This is a genomic window from Sphingomonas pituitosa NBRC 102491 (genome assembly GCF_001598435.1).
In the GTDB taxonomy this organism is placed as follows: domain Bacteria; phylum Pseudomonadota; class Alphaproteobacteria; order Sphingomonadales; family Sphingomonadaceae; genus Sphingomonas; species Sphingomonas pituitosa.
In genome coordinates this window covers 1-15,503 of sequence record NZ_BCYY01000020.1, presented here as the reverse complement: position 1 = coordinate 15,503, position 15,503 = coordinate 1, and the positions used below count along the sequence as shown (strand labels likewise).

The window sequence follows — 15,503 nt, the reverse complement described above, 5'->3', positions numbered from 1 at the left end:
CCGAAGCCAGCCTGCCGGAGAAAACATGTTCCGTGTCGTCGCCCTCGCGCTTGCCGCCGCGCTCGCGCCCGCTGCCTATGCCCAGACCAACGACAAGTTCGTCGTGGCCAGCCTTACCGAGGGCGTTTGGATGAAGGGCGACCTCCACGTCCATTCGCGCCACAGCAAGGATTCGACCAACCATGGCGAGGCGCGGATCATCGCCGATGCCGAGCGCGCGGGCTTCGACTTCCTGCTGATCAGCGACCACGACAACCATGTGAACGGCGACACCGCCCACCATACTTGGAGCGACCCCGAATTCCGATCGGACAAGCTGTTGCTCCTCTACGGCGCGGAATGGACGACGGTGCGCGGCCATGCCGTGATCCTCTCGGCCAGGCCCTATGACGAGAAGAAGCTGTTCGACATCCGCGACGCCCGCGACGTGGTCGTGCAGAAGGTGAAGGACGGGCTGGGCGTCCACCTCTCCGCCAACCACCCGACCAACAAGGACCATTTCGGCTATTCGTACGACCTGGTCGATTCGCTGGAGGTGTGGAACACCGTCCGCTGGGCACCGAACAAGACCAACCTGATGGTGTGGGACGACATGCTGAGCTCCGGCCGGAAGATCGGCGCGCGCGGCGGCAGCGATTCGCACCATGGCACCGTGCCGGGCAGCACCGCACCGCAGGCGATCGAGGCGACGGCCAACAATGTCGGCACGCCGACCACCTGGGTCTTCGCGCCCGCCCGCACCCGCGAGGCAGTGATCGCCGCGATCGGCCGCGGCCGCGCGTCGATCAGCGCCAATCCCTATGCCCCGCGCGTCGAGCTCACCGCGGATGTGAACGGCGACGGCAAGGCGGACATGCTGATGGGCGACAATGCCAGGGCACCGGCCGGACCGGTGCGCTTCACCGTCAAGCTGGCGGGCAAGCGCGAGGACGGGGCCTATCACGTCCGCGTGGTGAAGAACGGCGACGTGTTCGCGACGCTCGACGTGGGCGCGGACGGCAGCGTCGGCTTTGCCGACACGCCCGATGCCGAAGCTCGCAGCTATTACCGCGTCGAGGTGGAGGGGCCGGCGACGCCCTATCCGGGCGTGGACAATTTCGCGAAGGTCGCCGGGCCTATGGTGGCGATCTCCAACCCGATCTTCTTCAACTTCGATCCGGCATTCTGAGCCTGCCATCTCCTCTCCCGCCGGGGGGAGGGGAGACACGCCAGCGGGCGCAATCTCGCGGGCAACGGCAGAAACGAAAAAGGCCCGCCTCCTTTCGGAAGCGGGCCTTTTTCTTTGCCGGTGTTCCGCGCCTCAGGCGACGGGAGCTTCGGCCTCGTCGCTCTTGGTGGTGCGACGGCGGCGGGGCTTCTTCGGGGCTTCCTCGTCCCCGGCCGGGGCGGGGTCCGCACCGATTGCCGGGGGAAGGACCGCGAGGTCGATACCGTGCGACGTCTCCGCTTCGACCGGCGCCTCGCGACGCGGACGACCGCGGCGGCGGGGTGCTTCGGCGGCGTCCTCGGTGACGGGCGCTTCGAAAGAAGGCGCTGCCTCGACCGGGGCGGCTTCGATCACATTGCCGTTGGCATGGCCGTTCGCCGCGCCGTCGGTGCGCTCGCGACGATCGTCGCGGTACGTGCGCTGCTCGCGGGGCGCGCGCTCGGGTCGTGCTTCACGGGGTTCACGCTCGGCGCGCGGTTCGCGGGCCTCGCGGTCGCCACGCGGTTCGCGCTCGCCACGCGGCTCACGGTCAGCGCGCGGTTCGCGGGCGTCGCGTTCGTAGCGGGGCTCGCGCTCGCGGCGGGGCTGCTGCGGTTGCTGCTGGCGCGGGGCGTCGCCTTCGTCCTCGCGGCCGGCTTCGCCTTCCATCTCGAACTCTTCTTCGTCGCCGTCGAACTCGTCGCGCTGGCGGCGCTGCTGGTTCTGCTCCTCGAAGCGCGAGCGATTCTCGTTCAGAACGCGGAAATAATGATCCGCGAACTGGAGATAATATTCGGCGTTGACCCGATCGCCCTGCATCTGAGCATCGCGCGCCAGGTTCTTGTATTTCTCAAGCAACTGGGCGGCGTTACCACGGGCGCGGTTATCGATCCGACTACCATTGCCCTGATTGTTCGAGCTTCCGCCCTGGCGTTGTTGCTGCCCGCCACGGCCGCGACGGCGGCCGGCCTGACGATTGTTCATCAAGGTCTCGTTGTCCTGTCTTTACAAAGCCGTCCGTCGATTCATCGAGGTTCCGGATGCAGGGTTACGTTTGCAGACGGTGCCGGGCGTGCCCAGAACCTTCCGCTTGCCACGGCCGCCGGACTGCAGCGGCACACATGACCATGGAGTCGGGCCTCAGCCCTTTATCTCAACAACTTGGTTGAAGGTGCCTCGCCCCGGCTTTCTTCTAGCCGCTGGCGTACCATTCTCCAAGCAGAAATATGTGACGTCTGCGCGTAGTTTCAAGTCAGCCGGACCACGCGCGGCCTTCCACCCATGTCCTTATAGACGCTTGGCGAAAGCCCGTGTTCCTGTCCGAGCAAAGAAACTGCCTCGCCCTGGGTCCATCCGATCTCCAGGATCGCGGCACCGCCGGGCGCGAGCAGGGCGGGAAGTGCGGGGATGATGCGGCGATAATCGTCCAGCCCGTCGCTGCCGGCGAACAGCGCTTCGGCCGGTTCGTGGTCGAGCACCTGCGGCGGCAGCGGCTCCGCCGTTCCGATATAGGGTGGGTTGGCGAGGATCAGGTCGAAGCGGCCTTCGATTCCCTTGGTCCAGTCACCGGGTCGGAAGTCGGCCCGGGCGCGCATTCCCAGCGCCTCCGCATTGCGGCGGGCATAACCAAGCGCGACCTCCGAGGCATCGACGCCGAGGCCCAGCGCTTCGGGCCATTCGGCCAATGCCGCGAGCAGCAGCGTGCCGGGCCCGGTGCCGAGATCGAGAATGCGGACGGGCGTGCGGTCGCCGAACCAGGCGAGCGCGGTTTCGATCAGCGTCTCGCTGTCGGGACGCGGGATCAGCACGCCGGGGCCGACGGCGAGGTCGATCGTCCAGAAGGCGCGGGTGCCGGTGATATAGGCGATCGGTTCGTGGGTCAGCCGGCGCGCGACGAGGGCGGCGAAACCCTCCGGCGCGGGATCGTCCAGCCGGCCGAGCAGCAGCACGTCGCGCGTGGTGTCGAGCGCGTGGGCCATCAGCAGCTCGGCGTCGAGCCGGGGCGTGTCGGAAACGGATTCCAGCTGGCGGGCGGCGTCGGCAAGCGCTGCACGCACACTGCGCGCGCTCACGGGAGGATCTCAGCCATCCAGCTGCGCAAGCCGGTCGGCCTCGTCCTGCGCGACCAGCGCGCCGATCAGTTCGTCGAGCTCGCCTTCGAGGATCTCGGGCAGGCGGTGCAGCGTCAGGTTGATCCGGTGGTCGGTCACCCGGCCTTGCGGGAAATTATACGTGCGGATCCGCTCCGAACGATCGCCCGAGCCGACCATCGAGCGCCGCGCACCGACGCGCTCGGCCGCCAGCCGCTCGCGCTCGGCCTCGTACAGGCGAGTGCGGAGCACCTTCATCGCCTTGGCCTTGTTCTTGTGCTGCGAGCGCTCGTCCTGCTGGATCACGACGATGCCGGTGGGCAGATGGGTGATCCGCACCGCGCTGTCGGTGGTGTTGACGCCCTGGCCGCCCGGGCCGGAGGCGCGGTAGATGTCGATGCGCAGATCCTTGTCGTCGATCTGCACGTCGGCCTCTTCCGCCTCGGGCAGCACCGCGACGGTGGCGGCGGAGGTGTGGATGCGGCCGCCCGCCTCGGTGGCGGGTACGCGCTGCACCCGGTGGACGCCGCTCTCGAACTTCAGCTTCGCGAACACGCCGGTGCCGGTGATGCCGATCACCACTTCCTTATAGCCGCCGGCTTCGGAGGTGCTGGCCGAGATCAGTTCGGTGCGCCAGCCCACCCGATCGGCATAGCGCTGGTACATGCGCAGCAGATCGCCGGCGAACAGCGCGGCCTCGTCGCCGCCCACGCCGGCGCGGATTTCGAGCAGCGCCGGGCGCTCGTCGGCCGAATCCCGCGGGAGCAGCGCGAGCGCGAGCTTGCGTTCGGCATCGGCGAGCGTGGCTTCGTTGGCGCGGAGTTCCTCCACCGCCATCGCGCGCAGCTCGTCATCGGCGTCCTGCGTCATCTGCTGGAGCGACTGCCCCTCGGCGCGCAGCTGCCGGACCTTGCCCGCCGCGACCGCGACCGGCTCGACCTCGGCATATTCCTTCGAGACCTGGACGAAGCGATCGCCGCCGAGCTCGCCCGACGCCATCAGCGCCTGCAACTCGTCCCGCCGCGCCTCGATCGCCGCAATGCGGTCCGGGGGGATGCGGGTCATGCCTTATCCGTCACCCCAGCGAACGCTGGGGTCTCCAACAGCAGGCTGCTAGGGTGGGACATGCTACGGGAGATCCCAGCGTTCGCTGGGATGACGGCTTGGCTCATGCGCTCGGACCCGCCCAAGCGATCGTCTCCAGGACCGCGTCGATCGCGGCGGCGTCGCCGGCATTGACCTTGAGCCGCTTCGACGTCGCGCCATCGGCCACGCCCAGCGACAGCAGCGCATCGGGGTTGCTCTTCACCGCCTTGTCGAACCGCTTGCGCGGGGAGCCGGTGGCGAGCAGCTCGGCCGCCAGCCCGGCACGGCGCAGCGCCGAGACCGCACGCACACCGTCTGCCTGCACGCGATCGTCCTCGACCACGACATAGACCTGGATCGAGGCCGCCTTGGGCTCCTCGATCAGCATCGCCAGCCGCTCGACGCCCGCTGCCCAGCCCACGCCGGCGGTCTCCGGCCCGCCCAGCGAACCGATCAGCCCGTCATAGCGGCCGCCGGCCAGCACGGTGCCCTGCGCACCCAGCCGATCGGTGACGAACTCGAACGCGGTGTGGCGGTAGTAATCGAGCCCGCGCACCAGCCGTGCATTGCGCGTCCAGGCGACACCGGCGGCGTCGAGCCCATCGGTCACCGCCTTGAAGAAGGCAGCGGCCTCGTCGGTCAGATACGCGTCGATGTCCGGTGCGCTGTCGGCGATCGGGCGGTCGCGCGGATCCTTCGAATCGAGGATGCGTAGCGGGTTCTTCTCGAGCCGCGCCAAGCTGTCCTCGGACAACTCGGCCTTGTGCGCCTCGAAATGCGCGACCAGCGCGGTGCGCCAGGCGTCGCGCGTCGCGGCGTCGCCCAGCGTGTTGAGCTGGAGCGTCACGCCGTCGGCGATGCCGAGGTCCTTCAGGAGCTGGTCGGCCAGCACCAGCAGCTCGACATCGGCGGCGGGTTCGGGCGCGCCGATGATCTCAGCGTCGATCTGGTGGAACTGGCGATAGCGGCCCTTTTGCGGGCGCTCGTAGCGGAACACCGGGCCCGAAGTCGCGACCTTCAGCGGCGCGAACTGCTGCCAGCCCTCGCTGATATAGGCGCGCGCGATGCCGGCGGTGAATTCGGGACGCAGCGTGATCGAATCGCCGCCGCGGTCCTCGAAGGTGTACATCTCCTTGGAGACGACGTCCGAGGTTTCGCCCATCGAGCGGGCGAACACGCCGGTCGCCTCGAAGATCGGAATCTCGAGCCGCTGGAAGCAGTAGAGCTTGCGCACCTGGTCGAACTTCTCGAGCACCGCGGCGAAACGCCGCTGGTCTTCACCGAAAATGTCCTGGGTGCCCCGGATGCGCTGGGGGGTCTGGATACGTGCCATTTGGGCGCGGCTATTAGGCTGGTTTGGAGCGCGCCGCAATGCGGCCAAGGGGAAGCACTGTGTGTTGAAGCGGAAGCGCGCCGGGCCTAGGGCGAACCGCATGAGTCGCATCCTGCTTGTCCTCGCCGCGCTGCTGGGTTTCGCCGCCGCTTCGCCCGCTTCCGCCTATTGGGAATATGGTCACGAGACCGTGGGCGCGATCGCCTATCGTAACGTCACCCCGGCGGTGCGCGCGAAGATCGATGCGCTGCTCAAGCGGCAGGCGCTGCTCGAGACGCCGACCTGCCCGGCGAACACGATCGAGCAGGCGGCGGTGTGGGCGGACTGCGTCAAGACGCTGGGGCCGCGCTTCAGCTATGCCTATTCGTGGCACTATCAGAATATCGACATCTGCAAGCCGTTCGACCTCAAGCCGCCGTGCCGCGACGGCAATTGCGTGTCGGCGCAGATCGAGCGCGACGTGAAATTGCTCAAGGATCCGAAGGTGCCGGTGCGCGAGCGGGTGATGGCGCTGGCCTTCCTCGTCCATTTCGTCGGCGATCTGCACCAGCCGCTCCACGCGGGCGATCACAGCGACCTGGGCGGCAACCAGGTGAAGACCAACTACGGCGCCTTCACCAGCGCCAAGCTCAACCTCCATTCGGTGTGGGACGGCTATCTCGCCGAGCGCGCGATCTCGCAGCCGCCCTCGCCGGTGCGCGCCTACTCGGCGAGCGAGCGCAATGCCGTGTGGGGCGGCAGCGTCGAGGACTGGAGCCGCGAAAGCTGGCAGGTCGCGCGCGACGTGGTCTACCCCAGCGCTGCGGGCGAGGCGGTGTGCACCCCGGGCCAGCATCCGGCGCATCTCGACGAGGCGACGCTGGCGAAGCTGGTGCCGGTCGCCCGCGACCAGGTAGTTCGCGGCGGCCTGCGGCTGGCGAAGCTGCTGGACGAAGCGCTGGCTTAGGCGGGACGCTGCTCGGCCAGCGCCTGCGCGACGGCCGCAAGCACCTCGGCGCGCATCTGCACCCAGAGATGGCTGCTGCGCACCTCGACTGCGTCGCAGCGATCGGTGCGGCAGGTGAGGCCGTTGACCAGCCCGTCGCTGCGGCTCCAGATCGCGGTGGAGGGGACCGGCAGCGGCGCGGCCGCCTCGGCCAGCCGATCGAGCACCGCCGGATCGCCGATTCGCTCGCCGCTCAGCCATTCGAACGGGCGCCAGACATTGGTCGCGCTCGGATGTCCGGCGAAGGGCGAGCTGATCGTGATCACCCCGCGCACCTGCTCCGGATGGCGATGCGCCGCGATGCGGGCCATGATGCCGCCGAGCGAGATGCCGATCAGGGTGATCGGCTTGCCGGTCTGCACGTGGAGGTCGGCGATCCGCGCCATCAGTCGCTCGCCATCGGTGCCGATCGTGCGCGCGCCGAGGTTGCGGCCCATGCCCCAGCCCACGGCCTGGTAGCCCAGGCGGCGAAGGTGGCGCCGCAGGACGATATTGGCCCGGTCGCTGTTGAACAGGCCGGGCAGCACCATCACCGCATGGCCGTCGCCCCGTGGGGCGTCACCCAGCGCCCGCCAGCGCGTGGCGAGTTCGGCCAGGCCATAAAAGGCACGCGGTGCCTCTATCAGCATGGTCAGGCGGGGCGGGGGATCGCGAGGGGTTTCGGGGACAGGCCAGGCCGGCGGCATCTTGCGTTCCATGGGCCGGCAGGCACCTGCCCGCCGTTTCGCCACTCTGCCGGCGATGCTATGCCTTCGCCATGAATAAGGAAACGCACGTGTTGCAAGTGCCGCCCGAAGGTGCGGCGGCGGACTGGACGATCCCGCAGGACTGGTCGGCGTACACGGGGGAGGAACATGCCACCTGGGACAAGCTGTTCGCGCGCCAGGCGAAGCTGCTGCCGGGGCGGGCCTCCTCGGCCTATCTCAAGGGGCTGGAGGCGCTGCGGCTCTCCGAATCGGGCATTCCGAATTTCGAAGAACTGTCCGAGCGGCTCATGAAACTCACCGGCTGGCAGGTGGTCGCGGTGCCGGGGCTGGTGCCGGACGATGTGTTCTTCGATCACATGGCCAACCGACGCTTCGTCGCGGGCAATTTCATCCGTCGGCCGGACCAGCTCGACTATATCCAGGAGCCCGACGTGTTCCACGACGTGTTCGGCCATGTGCCGATGCTCGCGGATCCGGTGTTCGCCGATTATCTGGAGGCCTATGGCCGCGGCGGCATGCGCGCGCTGGAGCTGGGCGCGCTCAAGCAGCTTGGGCGGCTCTATTGGTACACGGTCGAGTTCGGGCTGGTCGAGGAGGCGGAGGGGCTGCGCATCTACGGCTCGGGGATCGTGTCGAGTTCGGCCGAAAGCGTGTTCGCGCTGGAGAGCGACAGCCCCAACCGGCTGCGCTTCGACATGCGGCGGGTGATGCGCACCGAGTACCGAATCGACGATTTCCAGCAGAACTACTTCGTGATCCCGAGCTTCGAGGCGCTGCTGCGCGAGACGGTGGAGACCGATTTCGCACCGCTCTATGCCGAGATCCTCGCGCAGCCCGACATCCCGATCGCGGCGATCCTGCCGGCGGACGGGGTGATCACGCGGGGGACGCAGGCGTACGCCGAGGGGAAGGGCTGACACGCAAGCGGCGGGGCGGAAGGGGCTCGCAATCTGGCGAGCCTCCCGCTACCCGCACCTCCATGTCCCGTTCGCCCCGCCTTGCCTTTCTCGTCGCTGCGCTGGGCATCGCCAATTATTCGGTGATGGACGCGGTGATGAAGGGCATGTCGATCGCGCACGGCGCCTATAGCGCGGTGCTGTGGCGCTCGGTCGGCGCCATCGTGCTGCTGGGGCCGATTTTCCTGCTCCGGCGCACGCCCTGGCCGGGGCGGCCGGCGCTCAAGCTCCATTTCGCGCGCGGTGTGCTGGCGGGCAGTTCGGTGGTGCTGTTCTTCTGGGGCCTCGCCCGCGTGACGATGGCGCAGGGGATCGCGCTGACCTTTCTTGCGCCGCTGATCGCGATGTTCCTCGCCGCCGCCTTTCTCGGCGAGCGTATCCGAAAGGCGGCGATCGGCGGGTCGGTGATCGCCAGCCTGGGCGTGCTGACCATCGCCGCCGGGCAGGCGCAGGCGCATGCCTCCACCGACGTCGTGCTGGGCTCGATCGCGGTGTTCGTCGCCTCGATCCTCTATGCCGGCAGCCTGATCCTGCTGCGGCAACAGGCGCAGATCGCCGATCCGATCGAAGTCGCGCTGTTCACCAGCCTCGTCCTGGCGCTGGTGATGCTGCCGGGCGCGCCGTGGTTCTCGGCGATGCCCTCGATGAACCTGTGGCCGTGGATCCTCGGCGCCGCGCTGGTCGGCTCGGTCTCCGCGGTGCTGCTCGCCTGGGCCTATGGCCATGCCGAGGCGCAGCTGCTGGCGCCGGTGGAATATACCGCCTTCGTCTGGGCGGCATTGCTCGGCTATGTCGTGTTCGACGAGCGCGTCTCGGGCTGGACGGTCGCAGGCGCGCTGCTCATCATCCTCGGGTGCCTGGCCGCGATCCGCGGCCGCGTCGCCCCCGCTCCCCAGACCGAGGCCGCTGCATGACCCGGATCCGCCCCGCCACCCCTGCCGACGTCCCCCAGATCCTCGCCTTCGTCCGCGAGCTGGCCGCCTTCGAGCGCGAGCCCGATGCGGTGCTCGCGACCGAGCCGATGCTCCAAGCCGCCTTGTTCGGTCCGCACCCGGCCGCCGAGGCGGTGATCGCCGAGGATGCGGGCGGCACGGCACTGGGCTTCGCCTTGTTCTTCCAGAACTTCTCCACCTGGACCGGGCGTCCGGGCATGTATCTGGAAGACCTGTACGTCACCCCGGCCGCGCGCGGGGCCGGGGTCGGCAAGGCGCTGCTGCGGCATCTGGCGGGAATCGCGGTCGATCGCTGCTATGGCCGGTTCGAATGGTCGGTGCTCGACTGGAACCAGCCGGCTATCGATCTCTACCGCGCGATGGGCGCGCAGGCGATGGACGAGTGGACGGTGCAGCGCGTGACCGGCGACGCGCTCGTCAGGCTGGCGGGCCGCTGATGGGCTGGCTCTATCTGCTGTTCGGCGGGCTGTGCGAAGTGGGCTTCACCACCTGCATGCGCTTCACCGACGGGTTTCGCAACATTCCCTGGACCCTCGCCTTTCTCGGCTGCATCGCCGCGTCGATGGCGCTGCTGGAGATGGCCTCGCGCACCATCCCCCTCGGCACCGCCTATGCGGTGTGGGGCGGCATCGGCGCGCTCGGCACGGTGATCGTCGGGATGCTGTGGTTCGGAGAGCCCGTGAGTAGCGTGCGCATCCTGCTGATCCTGGGCCTGGTCGCCTGCATCGCCGGGCTTCGGCTGGCGGGCGGCGGGCACTGATCGCGATCGACGCGGGCCTGCGCTAGCGTTTCCGAAGAATCGCGCAGAAGCTGCTGGCCGGGCCCGCGGCGTGTGCTAGGTCCGTTCGCAAACAGGGGGAGGATCGGTGATGCGGCGTGCGGTTTGGCTTTTCGCGGCGGCGTGGCCGCTCGGCGCGCAGGCCCAGCAGATTCCCGCGCCGGACAAGACCGCCCAGGGCGACCTTGCCATCACCATCTACCAGAACAACCAGGCGCTGGTGCAGGACGTGCGCACGCTGGACCTCGCCGCCGGCCGCGTACGCCAGGAATTCCCCGACGTCTCGGCGCAGATCCGCCCGGCGACGGTCACGCTTTCCGGTCCCGGTATCGGGATCGTCGAGCAGAATTTCGATTTCGACCTGCTCACGCCCTACAAGCTGATGGAAAAGGCGGTCGGCTCGGTCGTCACCATCGTGCGCACCAATCCCGCGACCGGCGCCGAGACGCGCGAACAGGCGCGGGTGCTTTCCGCCAATGGCGGCATCGTCCTCCAGATCGGCCCGCGCATCGAGGTGCTGCGCGACGACGGGCTGCCGGTGCGCGTGATCTTCGACAAGGTGCCGGAAAATCTCCGCGCGCGCCCCACGCTTTCGGTCACCCTCCAGGTGGCGAGCGGCGGGCGGGTGCCCACGACGCTCAGCTACCTCACGCCGGGCCTGGGCTGGACCAGCGACTATGTGATGCTGTTCGACGAGGCGAAGAGCGCGATCGACATGCAGGGGTGGATCACCCTCACCAACAATACCGGCACCAGCTACACCAATGCCGACGTGACGCTGGTCGCCGGCGCCCCCAGCGGCAACACCGGCTTCGGCCGCCTGAACGACACGACCGTCGAGACGCCGGGTACGGAGACGGGTCCGCGTGAACGGCTGGGCGACTATATCTTCTATCCGCTCGGCCGCCGCACCACGATCGCCAATGCCCAGCAGAAGCAGGTCAGCTTTCTCGACGTGAAGGGCGCGCCGGCGCGCAAGACCTATGAATGGACCAATGGCTGGCTGGGTGCGGACAGCGATCCGCGCAGCGCCGCGACGGTCCTGAAATTCTCGACCGCGAAGAATGGCGGGCTGGGCGACCAGCTGCCGAGCGGGACGATCCGTGTCTATATGCGCGATCGGAAGGGTGAGCCCCAGTTCATCGGCGAAAGCCGGGTGGAGGCGGCGCCAATGGGCTCGGCCATGTCGCTGCGCACCGGCGAGGCGTTCGACGTGAAGGGCGCGGCGGTGGTGGTCGAGCGCCGCAAGCTCTCTTCCAGGCGGTGGAAGACGACGATGCGCTATGATTTCACCAATGCCCGCGCCGATGCGGTGACGGTGGATCTCGCCCAGACCGGCCTGTGGGGCGACGTTCGCGTGCTCGAGCAGAGCCTTGCCGGTGAACGCATCTCGGCCGATCGCATGGAGTGGAAGGTGCCGGTGCCGGCCAACGGCAAGGCATCGGTGACCGTGGTGTTCGATAGCCGCTACTGATCCGATGCTTGGCCGCATCCCCTTCGGCGTCTTCGCCTTGCTGATCGCTGCGCCGGCGGGTGCGCAGGCGCTGGTGCTCTCGGAAAAGCCCGACGCGGTGGCGGTGACGCTATACCGCGACGTGCACCGCCAGGTGGAGCCCGGCCAGGGCTGGCCCGGCGGCTATGCGCTGGTCACCGAGACGCGGACGATCCCGCTCCCTGCGGGACCATCGGTGATTCGATTCGTCGGCGTGTCCGAAGGCATGATGCCGGAAACCGCGATCGTCACCGGCCTGCCGCACGGCGTGGGGGAGAAGAACCGCGACGCCCGGCTGCTCGGCCCGGCCACGCTGGTCGACGCCTATCTCAAGCGCAGCGTTATCGTGCGCCGCACCGATCGGGCGACCGGCAAGGTGACCGAGAGCGACGCCGTGATCCAGGCCGGCCCGGACGGCGGGGTGCTGCTCAGCACCCCGCAAGGCGTGGAGGCGCTCGGCTGTTCGGGGCTGCCGGAGGCGATCCGCTATCCCGGCGTACCCGAGGATCTCGCCGCGAAGCCGACGCTGTCGGTGACCAGCGACAGCGCGACCGCACAGCGGGTCACGGTGCAGCTTTCCTATCTGGCGCAGGGTTTCGACTGGTCGGCGAGCTATGTCGCGCGGCTTGGGGAGGGCGATACGCTCGACCTGTTCGGCTGGATGACGGTGGTGAACGGCGGCAGCCAGGGCTTTGCCGATGCGCGGACCAGCGCGGTTGCGGGCAAGGTCAACAAGGGGCGGGCGGCACCGTTGCCGCGCGGCGCCGCGCCCGAACTGCGGCTGCAGTGCTGGCCGCTGGGCAATACGTCGATGGCAGGCCCGCCGCCACCGCGCTTCGTCGATAGCGTCGTCGCCGAGGACATCGGCGCGTTGGAGATCGTCGTCACCGGCAGCCGCATTCGCGGGCGTGTTCAGGCCGCCCCAGCGCCACCCCCGCCGCCGCCCCCTATGATGATGGCGCAGCAGGAGGAACTGGGCGACCTCAAGCTCTACCGCGTCCCCGAGCCGGTGACCGTCGCCGCGCTGTCCACCAAGCAGGTGGCCCTGCTCCACCGCGAATCGGTGAAGATTGCCAGGATCTATCGCGGCGCCTTTCCGTCGCTGCCGTACAGCGTGGGGGAGGCGCGGCCGCCGAGCAGCCCTACTGCCATCGTGCTGCGCGCCGAGAATCGCACGAGCGAGGGGCTCGGCCTGCCCCTTCCCGCCGGCAAGCTCGCGCTGTTCGCCGAACGGGATGGCGCGCCGGTGTTGCTGGGCGAATCGGATCTCGCCGATCGCGCGGTAGGGGAAGAGGTCGAGCTCCTGCCGGGGACCAGCAGCGATGTGCGCTACACCGTGATCGGCCAGCCCGCCGGCCGGCGGCGCGAGGCGTTCCGCATCGAGGTGAGCAATGCCCACGACGCGCCGGTTACTTTCGAGTTGCCGATCCCGTATCCGAACGTGAGTGCCGATGCGCCGCTGGTCGAACGCAAGGGCGTGAAGACCTGGCGCGTGATCGTGCCGGCCAACGGCACGGCCGTGCTGAACGCGACGCGCAGTCTCGCGCGCTGATCCCGTCAGTCGAGGTCGACTTCGTCCTTCAGCGGGTCTTCCACCTGGGCGTCATGCCCGCTGCCCGAGCTGAGGAACATCAGGCCCATCAAGGCCGCCGCCATCATGATGGTGAAGAACACGCCCAGAAAGGTGGCGATCGCGGTGACGATGTGCAGCTCGCCCATCGCCGCCCACAGCCAGTATTCGGCAAGCCCCGCGGCCAGCACCGCTGCCACTGCCATTCCCCACAGGATGCGGCGGAACCGCCCCCAGGCGAAGGCGGCATACTGGGGATCGTCGAGTCCGTCGGGGCGTTCCATGGTTTTGCAACTTGGGCGGATTCATGGGATACACAACGCCTAAAAAATGAAAGCCAAGGAGAGAATGCGATGACCATCGCGGCAATCCTCGAAGGCAAGGGGCGCGACGTCGTGTCGATTGCCTCTACCAGCACTGTCGCGCAGGCGGTGGCGTTGTTGGCGGCACGCCGCATCGGCGCGGTGCCGGTACTCGAAAACGGGCAGGTGGCCGGAATCTTTTCCGAGCGGGATGTGATCCACTGTATCGAACGCGAAGGCGCGATCGGGCTGGAGCTGCCGGTCAGCCGGGTGATGACGGCGCCGGCGATCACGGTCGGGCCGGAAGAGACGGTGCTGGGCGCGCTGGCGCTGATGACGCGGCGGCGCATCCGCCATCTGCCGGTGATCGACGAGGGCGCGTGTATCGGCTTCATCTCGATCGGCGATCTGGTGAAGTACCGGATCGATCGTATTGAATCCGAGGCCGAAGCGATGCGCGCCTATATCCAGACGGCCTGACGCGGCTCAGCCGGCGCGATTGCGCACCAGGGCGATCGCGCCGGCCAGCGTCTTGCGGGCGAAGGCGAACAGCACCGCGACATAGCTCGCGCCCCCGATGCCGACGAGCAGCGCCAGCCGGGGCAGGGGGGCGAGCGGCGGCAGTTCGCGGTCGACCAGCGTGACGATCAACCCCATCGCCAGCGCCGCGAACACCGGCGGCGCGATCGCCCGCGCCAATCGTGTATAGGAGACGCCGATCGCCGGCAGCGTGCGGCGCGCCGACAGGGCGAGGTACAGCGGATAGGCGACGTACCAGGCAGCGACCAGGCCCGATATTCCCCAGTGCACGCCGACCAGGAAGGCGATCGGCAGCAGGAGCGCCCCGCTAGCGCCGTTCCGCGCACTGATTCCCGGCCGCCCGCGCGCATCGCTCGCAGGGGCGAACAGTACCTGCAAGGTCATCAGCGGCATCACCAGCGCGAGGCCGTGCACCACCGGCGCCGCTTCTGCCCATTTCGGGCCCAGCGCCACCGCCACCAGCGGCTCGGCGGTTGCCGCCAGCCCGATATAGAAGGGCATCGCCGCGAGCAGGATCAACTGCGCGCCGCGCACGAACGCCGCCGCCACCGCGTCGGGATCGTCGCGCATCCGCGCATAGGCGGAAAAGGCGACCTCGTTCAGCGGCGGCACGAACTTCGACACGAAGATCTGGGTGAGGAACAGGCTGGTCGTGTAGATGCCGAGCAGGTGCGGATCGAACATTCGTCCGGCGATGAACACATCGGCTTGGCTCTGGAGGAACCAGAAGATCTGCCCGGTCGCCATCACCCCGCCATAGCGTGCCATGTCCCCCGCCCCGCGAAAGTCGAAGCTCGGCCAGACCAGCGTGCGTGCCGCGACCGTCATGCCGATCGCGCGCGTGGCGAACAGCATGATCGGCGCGGCGACCAGCGTCCAGACGCCCCAGCCGCCATAGGCCCCGACCAGCGCAGTGATCGCGCCGGCCAAGGCCGAGACGAAATTGACCTGCGCCTGCCTGGCGAAATCCATGCTGCGGGCGAGCAGTGCATAGGGGAGCGCGATGAACGGGGTGGCCAGGTAGAGCAGCGCCTGCACGCGCAGCAGCTCGGCGACCATCGGTTGGCGATAATAGGCTGCGGCAATTGGCGCGGCGGCGAACTGGAGCAGCGCGAGTCCCCCGTTCAGCAGCAGCAGCATGCCGAACAGCTGGCGCTGGGCACGATGCCCGGCATCCTCGCGCTGGATCAGCGCGCTCGCCAGCCCATAGCCGTTCAACATGTTGAGCAGCACCAGCACCACCTGCGTCATGGCGAACAGCCCATAGTCGGCCGGCGCGAGGATGCGGATGACGAGGAAGGTCGACGACCAGGTGAGCAGCTGCCCCAGAATCTGGGTGCCCGAACGCCAGATCACCGCCTTCCGAACCTGGTTTCGGAGCGATTCCGGGGCCTGATTCGGCGATTCGAGCGTTGATTCGGTCACCAGCCCGCTATCGCACGCGCCGATTGAGAAGCCGTAAAGCACGGTTTTCCGCCATTTTCAGGGGCATTGTCACGAAAACGACAGAAAGTTTCATTTTCTC

16 protein-coding genes are annotated in these 15,503 nt (G+C 68.4%); 9 read left to right on the top strand and 7 right to left on the bottom strand.

Annotation, left to right across the window (positions count from 1 at the left end; genetic code table 11):
• The first annotated feature begins 25 nt into the window (after nucleotides 1-25).
• The gene (locus SPI01S_RS15785; protein WP_066724638.1) at nucleotides 26-1,168 is read left to right on the top strand and encodes a CehA/McbA family metallohydrolase; all 1,143 of its coding nucleotides are present in this window, start codon (nucleotides 26-28) and stop codon (nucleotides 1,166-1,168) included.
• A 132-nt stretch (nucleotides 1,169-1,300) separates the two neighbouring features.
• Here the strand turns inward: SPI01S_RS15785 and SPI01S_RS15780 are convergent, their stop codons facing one another.
• The 4 genes from SPI01S_RS15780 to hisS form a co-directional block, all read right to left on the bottom strand.
• Nucleotides 1,301-2,170 (bottom strand): DUF4167 domain-containing protein, encoded by an 870-nt coding sequence (locus SPI01S_RS15780; protein ID WP_066724635.1) that lies wholly within the window; start codon nucleotides 2,168-2,170, stop codon nucleotides 1,301-1,303.
• Nucleotides 2,171-2,433: 263 nt separating this feature from the next.
• Nucleotides 2,434-3,258: a peptide chain release factor N(5)-glutamine methyltransferase gene (gene prmC / locus SPI01S_RS15775; RefSeq protein WP_066724632.1), complete on the bottom strand. Its 825-nt coding sequence runs from the start codon at nucleotides 3,256-3,258 to the stop codon at nucleotides 2,434-2,436.
• Between the two features lie 9 nt (nucleotides 3,259-3,267).
• The gene (prfA, locus tag SPI01S_RS15770) at nucleotides 3,268-4,341 is read right to left on the bottom strand and encodes a peptide chain release factor 1 (RefSeq protein ID WP_066724630.1); all 1,074 of its coding nucleotides are present in this window, start codon (nucleotides 4,339-4,341) and stop codon (nucleotides 3,268-3,270) included.
• Between the two features lie 103 nt (nucleotides 4,342-4,444).
• Complete coding sequence (gene hisS / locus SPI01S_RS15765; protein WP_066724628.1) at nucleotides 4,445-5,695, bottom strand: histidine--tRNA ligase; 1,251 nt, start codon at nucleotides 5,693-5,695, stop codon at nucleotides 4,445-4,447.
• Between the two features lie 100 nt (nucleotides 5,696-5,795).
• Between hisS and SPI01S_RS15760 the strand changes: the two genes are divergently transcribed.
• Nucleotides 5,796-6,641, top strand: coding sequence for a S1/P1 nuclease (locus SPI01S_RS15760; RefSeq protein ID WP_066724625.1), 846 nt, complete (start codon nucleotides 5,796-5,798; stop codon nucleotides 6,639-6,641).
• Here SPI01S_RS15760 and SPI01S_RS15755 read toward each other — a convergent pair.
• Nucleotides 6,638-7,366, bottom strand: a complete 729-nt coding sequence (locus SPI01S_RS15755) for an esterase/lipase family protein (RefSeq protein ID WP_157084742.1) — start codon at nucleotides 7,364-7,366, stop codon at nucleotides 6,638-6,640. The two genes, SPI01S_RS15760 and SPI01S_RS15755, sit on opposite strands and share 4 nt — an antisense overlap.
• Nucleotides 7,367-7,437: 71 nt before the next feature.
• On the opposite strand from SPI01S_RS15755, the gene phhA reads away from it, so the two are divergent.
• The 6 genes from phhA (at nucleotide 7,438) to SPI01S_RS15725 (ending at nucleotide 13,118) form a co-directional block, all read left to right on the top strand.
• Nucleotides 7,438-8,304, top strand: a complete 867-nt coding sequence (phhA, locus tag SPI01S_RS15750; protein WP_066724614.1) for a phenylalanine 4-monooxygenase — start codon at nucleotides 7,438-7,440, stop codon at nucleotides 8,302-8,304.
• Nucleotides 8,305-8,366: 62 nt separating this feature from the next.
• Complete coding sequence (locus SPI01S_RS15745) at nucleotides 8,367-9,257, top strand: DMT family transporter (RefSeq protein ID WP_066724610.1); 891 nt, start codon at nucleotides 8,367-8,369, stop codon at nucleotides 9,255-9,257.
• Nucleotides 9,254-9,733 carry a GNAT family N-acetyltransferase gene (locus SPI01S_RS15740; RefSeq protein WP_066724607.1) on the top strand — a complete coding sequence of 160 codons (480 nt, stop codon included), beginning with the start codon at nucleotides 9,254-9,256 and terminating at the stop codon, nucleotides 9,731-9,733. The genes SPI01S_RS15745 and SPI01S_RS15740 overlap by 4 nt, the downstream gene beginning before the upstream one ends.
• Nucleotides 9,733-10,056, top strand: a complete 324-nt coding sequence (locus SPI01S_RS15735; protein ID WP_066724604.1) for a DMT family transporter — start codon at nucleotides 9,733-9,735, stop codon at nucleotides 10,054-10,056. Before SPI01S_RS15740 ends, SPI01S_RS15735 begins: the two co-directional genes overlap by 1 nt.
• A gap of 109 nt (nucleotides 10,057-10,165) precedes the next feature.
• On the top strand, nucleotides 10,166-11,548 hold the full coding sequence (locus SPI01S_RS15730; RefSeq protein ID WP_066724599.1) for a DUF4139 domain-containing protein: 1,383 nt from the start codon (nucleotides 10,166-10,168) through the stop codon (nucleotides 11,546-11,548).
• A 4-nt stretch (nucleotides 11,549-11,552) separates the two neighbouring features.
• Nucleotides 11,553-13,118, top strand: coding sequence for a DUF4139 domain-containing protein (locus SPI01S_RS15725; protein ID WP_066724596.1), 1,566 nt, complete (start codon nucleotides 11,553-11,555; stop codon nucleotides 13,116-13,118).
• Nucleotides 13,119-13,123: 5 nt separating this feature from the next.
• On the opposite strand, the gene SPI01S_RS15720 is transcribed toward SPI01S_RS15725, so the two are convergent.
• Nucleotides 13,124-13,420, bottom strand: coding sequence for a hypothetical protein (locus SPI01S_RS15720; protein ID WP_066724593.1), 297 nt, complete (start codon nucleotides 13,418-13,420; stop codon nucleotides 13,124-13,126).
• 69 nt (nucleotides 13,421-13,489) lie between these two features.
• Here SPI01S_RS15720 and SPI01S_RS15715 point away from each other — a divergent pair, with 69 nt between their 5' ends.
• Nucleotides 13,490-13,918, top strand: coding sequence for a CBS domain-containing protein (locus SPI01S_RS15715; RefSeq protein WP_066724590.1), 429 nt, complete (start codon nucleotides 13,490-13,492; stop codon nucleotides 13,916-13,918).
• Between the two features lie 6 nt (nucleotides 13,919-13,924).
• Here the strand turns inward: SPI01S_RS15715 and SPI01S_RS15710 are convergent, their stop codons facing one another.
• Nucleotides 13,925-15,403, bottom strand: a complete 1,479-nt coding sequence (locus tag SPI01S_RS15710; RefSeq protein ID WP_066724588.1) for a lipopolysaccharide biosynthesis protein — start codon at nucleotides 15,401-15,403, stop codon at nucleotides 13,925-13,927.
• Nucleotides 15,404-15,503: the final 100 nt, after the last annotated feature.